Origin of the sequence: Streptacidiphilus carbonis (genome assembly GCF_000787775.1) — a bacterium.
Taxonomy (GTDB): Bacteria; Actinomycetota; Actinomycetes; order Streptomycetales; family Streptomycetaceae; genus Streptacidiphilus; species Streptacidiphilus carbonis.
The window spans coordinates 208,576-212,911 of the sequence record NZ_BBPM01000002.1; the positions used below are offsets into that span (position 1 = coordinate 208,576).

Here is a 4,336-nt window from a genome sequence, read left to right on the forward strand (position 1 = left end):
CTGCCATGCACCCTCCGCGCCGCAGGCACCCCGCGCCGCAGGCACCCCGCGCCGCAGGCAGAACTCAGGGCACCCGCACGATCAGGGCATCGCCCTGCCCGCCGCCACCGCAGAGCGCCGCCGCCCCCACGCCCCCGCCCCGCCGCTTGAGCTCAAGGGCCAGCGACAGCACAAGCCGTGCTCCGGACATCCCGATCGGGTGACCCAGTGCGATGGCCCCGCCATTGACGTTCACCTTGTCGAGGGAGATCCCCAGGTCCTTGACCGACTGCACGGCCACCGCCGCGAACGCCTCGTTGATCTCGACCAGGTCGAGATCGTCCACGGTGAGGCCGTCCTTCGCCAGCGCAGCGAGGATCGCGTTGGAGGGCTGGGACTGCAGCGAGTTGTCCGGTCCGGCGACATTCCCGTGGGCGCCGATCTCGGCGATCCAGGAGAGCCCCAGCTCCTCCGCCTTGGCCTTGCTCATCACCACGACCGCCGCCGCGCCGTCCGAGATCTGCGAGGCGGACCCCGCCGTGATCGTGCCGTCCTCGGTGAAGGCCGGGCGCAGCTTCGCCAGCGACTCCACCGTGGTCTCCGGGCGCACGCCCTCGTCCACGCTGAAGAGCACCGGCTCGCCCCGCCGCTGGGGGATCTCGACCGGGACGATCTCCTCGTCGAAGACCCCGTTCTTCGCCGCCGCGGCGGCCAGCTGGTGCGACCTCGCGGCGACGGCGTCCTGCTCGGCCCGCCCGATCCCCAGCCGGGTGTTGTGGGTCTCGGTCGACTCCCCCATGGGGATCCCGTCGAAGGCGTCCGTCAGGCCGTCGTAGGCCATCGCGTCGAGGAGCTCGACGGCGCCGTACTTGTAGCCCTCCCGCGACTTGGGGAGCAGATGCGGGGCGTTGGTCATGGACTCCTGGCCGCCGGCCACCACGATGTCGAACTCGCCGGCCCGGATCAGCTGGTCGGCCAGGGCGATGGCGTCCAGCCCGGAGAGGCAGACCTTGTTGATGGTGAGGGCGGGGACGCTCATCGGGATGCCGGCCTTGACCGCGGCCTGGCGGGCCGGCAGCTGGCCGGCGCCTGCCTGCAGAACCTGGCCCATGATCACGTACTGGACCTGGTCGCCGGTGATCCCGGCCCGGGAGAGGGCCTCCTTGATGGCGATGGCACCCAGCTCCGCGCCGGAGAAGCCCTTCAGCGAGCCGAGCAGGCGGCCCATGGGAGTGCGCGCGCCCGCGACGATCACGTTGGTCATTTTCGTAGCCCCTTTGCTGCGATGAGGGTCTGAACGCAACGCTGCCACGTCTCTGCGATCCAGGGTTCGAGCCCAACATACTGACGCGTGAGGCCTTCGTCACGGCTGACGCAGTGTGATCACGCGCACGGTTAACGCGGGTTTACCCGCACCCGGAAAATACGCTTCATTGGAAGCTCCCGCTCAGGAGGCAAGAATGCTGACTCGGATCGATCACATCGGTATCGCCTGTTTCGATTTGGACAAGACTGTGGAGTTCTACCGGGCCACCTACGGCTTCGAGGTGTTCCACAGCGAGGTCAACGAGGAGCAGGGGGTGCGCGAGGCCATGCTCAAGATCAACGACACCGGCGACGGCGGCGCCTCCTACCTGCAACTGCTGGAGCCCACCCGGGAGGACTCCGCGGTGGGCAAGTGGCTGGCGAAGAACGGCGAGGGCGTGCACCACATCGCCTTCGGCACCGCCGACGTCGACGCCGACTCCGCGGCGATCCGGGGAAAGGGTGTGCGGGTGCTCTACGACGAGCCGAGGATCGGCTCGATGGGCTCGCGTATCACCTTCCTGCACCCCAAGGACTGCGGCGGGGTGCTGACCGAGCTGGTCACCTCGGCCCGGACTCACGAGTAACCTGAAGTCCCCACCCGTACCCCCCTGCGCACCAGGCCCGTGACGTGAGAAAATACGCCGGTGCCCGGATACAGGGGGCGTGGGTGGACGAGGGTGAGCGGGGTCCCCTGGATCTGTCACCATGTCTCCCTAGGGCACGATGACATCAGGAGCTCACCCGGACGGCCGATGGGGCCGTGGGGGTGGCGACCCGACCAGGAGACGGATGGGACCGCGGAGTGCGGGGCTACGAGGTTGACGATCAGCTCTCCAAGTTCGAAGCCAAGATGGACAAGCTTCGGACCGAGCGGGAGAAGGCCGTCACGCATGCCGAGGACCTCGCCTACCAGGTGGAGGTCCTACGGGCGAAGCTGCACGAGTCGCGCCGGCAGCTCGCTCAGCCGCGCGCGTTCGACTCCGTGGCCGGGCAGGCCGAACAGATCCTGCGGAACGCCGAGATGCAGGCGGAGCAGCTCCGGGCGGACGCCGAGCGGATGCGTCTGGAGGCGCAGAACGCCACCCAGCGGGTGATGGCGGAGGCCGCCGAACGCAGTGCCCGGGTCCAGGCCGAGTGGGCCGCCGAGGCCGAGAACCGGCGCCGCCAGCTGGAGCAGGAGCTCGCCGAGCTGCGCCGCAACGCCGAGCGGCATGTGAACGAGAACGTCTCCTGGGCGGAGCAGACCCGCGCGGGGACGGAGGAGCAGGCCCGGCGGGTGCTGGAGGAGGCGCGGGTCGAGGCCGACCGGCTGATGGCGGCGGCCAGGGCCGAGGCGATGGCCGTGTCCGAGCAGGCGACCTCGCAGGTCGCCGCGGATGTGCAGTCGACGCGGGCCGAGGCGGACCAGGTACTGCTGCGGGCCAGGACCGAGGCCGAGCGGCTGCTCGGAGCTGCCGCCGCCCAGGCCCAGGACGCCACCCAGCGGGCCGAGAGCGTCAAGCAGTCCGCCCAGAGCGCGGCCGGCCAGCAGCTGCAGGCGGCGCAGGGCGAGATCGAGGCGCTGCGGCTGGAGGCCGAGCGGTACCGGCGCGAGGCCGAGGAGCTGCGGGCGGCGGCGGAGGCCGCGGCGGAGCAGCTGCAGGCGGACGCCGAGGCCGCGGCCGAGCGGCGGCTGTCCGAGGTCGAGGCTTCGAGCGAGCAGCGGACCGCGACCGCCAAGTCCGAGGTGGCCCGGATGGTGGCGACGGCCACCAAGGAGGCCGAGCAGCTCAAGGCGGACGCCCAGCGGATGCTGGAGGAGGCCAGGGCCGAGGTCGAGCGGTTCACCGCGGAGGCCGAGGAGGCCGCCGAGACGCTGCGGCGCGAGGCGGAGGAGACCGGACGCACCGAGGGCGCGGCGACCGCGACGGTGCACCTGGCGAAGGCCGCCAGGACCGCCGAGGACGTACTGGCCAGGGCCACCCGGGAGGCCGAGGAGACCACCGCGACCGCCTCCGAGGAGGCGGAGCGGATCCGCGCCGAGGCGCGGGCCGAGGTGGAGCGGCTGCGGGCGGAGAGCCGGGCCGCGGCCGAACAGGCCCAGGTGGGCGTGCTGGACCAGATCCAGGCGCACCAGGACGCGGCCGCGGAACTGCGGGCCGAGGCGGAGACCCAGCGCGCCGAGGCGGCCGCGGAGGCCGAGAAGGTGCGCGGCGAGGCCCGGCGGCAGGCCATAACCCAGATCGAGGAGGCCGCCCGCACCGCCGAGGAACTGCTGGTCCGGGCCAAGGCCGACGCGGACGAGCTGCGCGGCGGCGCCGCCGTGGAGCTGGCCAAGCTGCGCGAGCGGGCCAATGAGCAGGCCCAGGAGGTGCAGGGCCGGGCCGAGGCGGTGCTGGCCCGGGCCAGGGCCGAGGCCGAGCGGCTGCGGAACACCGCGCAGCAGGAGCTGGACGAGGCCGCGGCGGCGCTGGAGCGCGAGCGCGAGCAGGTGCTGGCGGCGGCCGAGCAGGCCGCCCTGGAACGGGCCGAACGGGCCGAGGCGGAGGCGGCCGAGACCGCCACCCGGGCCGAACGGGAACGCGCCGAACTTCTGGCCGCGGCAGCGCATGAGCGGGACCAGGTGCTGGCCGCCGCCGAGCAGTTGGCGCGGGAGCGGGCCGAGGAGGCCACGGCGGCGGCCGCGGCGCTGCAGGAGCAGTCGCGCGAGGAGCACGCCCGGGCGTCCGAAGAGGCCCAGCGGCTGGCCGAGGAGTCGCGTCAGGCCTACGCCGACGCCTCCGGGGAGCTGGAGCGCCGCCGGGTCCGGGCCGAGGAGGACGAGGCCGCGGCGGCGGCGGCGCTGGCCGAGGCCGGGACCGAGCGGGAGCGGCTGCTGGCCGAGACCGAGGCCGAACTGGCGGCGCTGCGGGTGGAGTCGGCGGCGCAGGCGGAAGCCGAGTACGCCGAGGCGCAGCGGCACCGCGGCGACGCCGAGCAGTTGCAGGCGGAGGCCGCCGCGGCGCTGGCCGCGGCCGGGGCCGACGCCGAGCGGATCAGGGCCGAGGCAGCCGAGGCCGCGGCGCAGGGC

3 protein-coding genes are annotated in these 4,336 nt (G+C 73.2%); 2 read left to right on the top strand and 1 reads right to left on the bottom strand.

Going from position 1 to position 4,336, the window contains the following annotated elements; all coding sequences use genetic code 11:
- Positions 1-64: 64 nt before the first annotated feature.
- Positions 65-1,243 (bottom strand): acetyl-CoA C-acetyltransferase, encoded by a 1,179-nt coding sequence (locus tag TR46_RS02360; protein ID WP_084717773.1) that lies wholly within the window; start codon positions 1,241-1,243, stop codon positions 65-67.
- 196 nt (positions 1,244-1,439) lie between these two features.
- On the opposite strand from TR46_RS02360, the gene mce reads away from it, so the two are divergent.
- Positions 1,440-1,871: a methylmalonyl-CoA epimerase gene (gene mce, locus TR46_RS02365; protein ID WP_042392588.1), complete on the top strand. Its 432-nt coding sequence runs from the start codon at positions 1,440-1,442 to the stop codon at positions 1,869-1,871.
- 218 nt (positions 1,872-2,089) lie between these two features.
- A partial coding sequence (locus tag TR46_RS45225; protein WP_500799590.1) for a polarized growth protein Scy-related protein occupies positions 2,090-4,336 on the top strand: 2,247 nt, incomplete at its 3' end.

What these genes read in the sequence shown, in the direction of transcription:
- TR46_RS02360 (WP_084717773.1), bottom strand. Translation starts at nt 1,243, where the DNA reads ATGACCAACGTGATCGTCGCGGGCGCGCGCACTCCCATGGGCCGCCTG.
- mce (WP_042392588.1), top strand. Translation starts at nt 1,440, where the DNA reads ATGCTGACTCGGATCGATCACATCGGTATCGCCTGTTTCGATTTGGAC.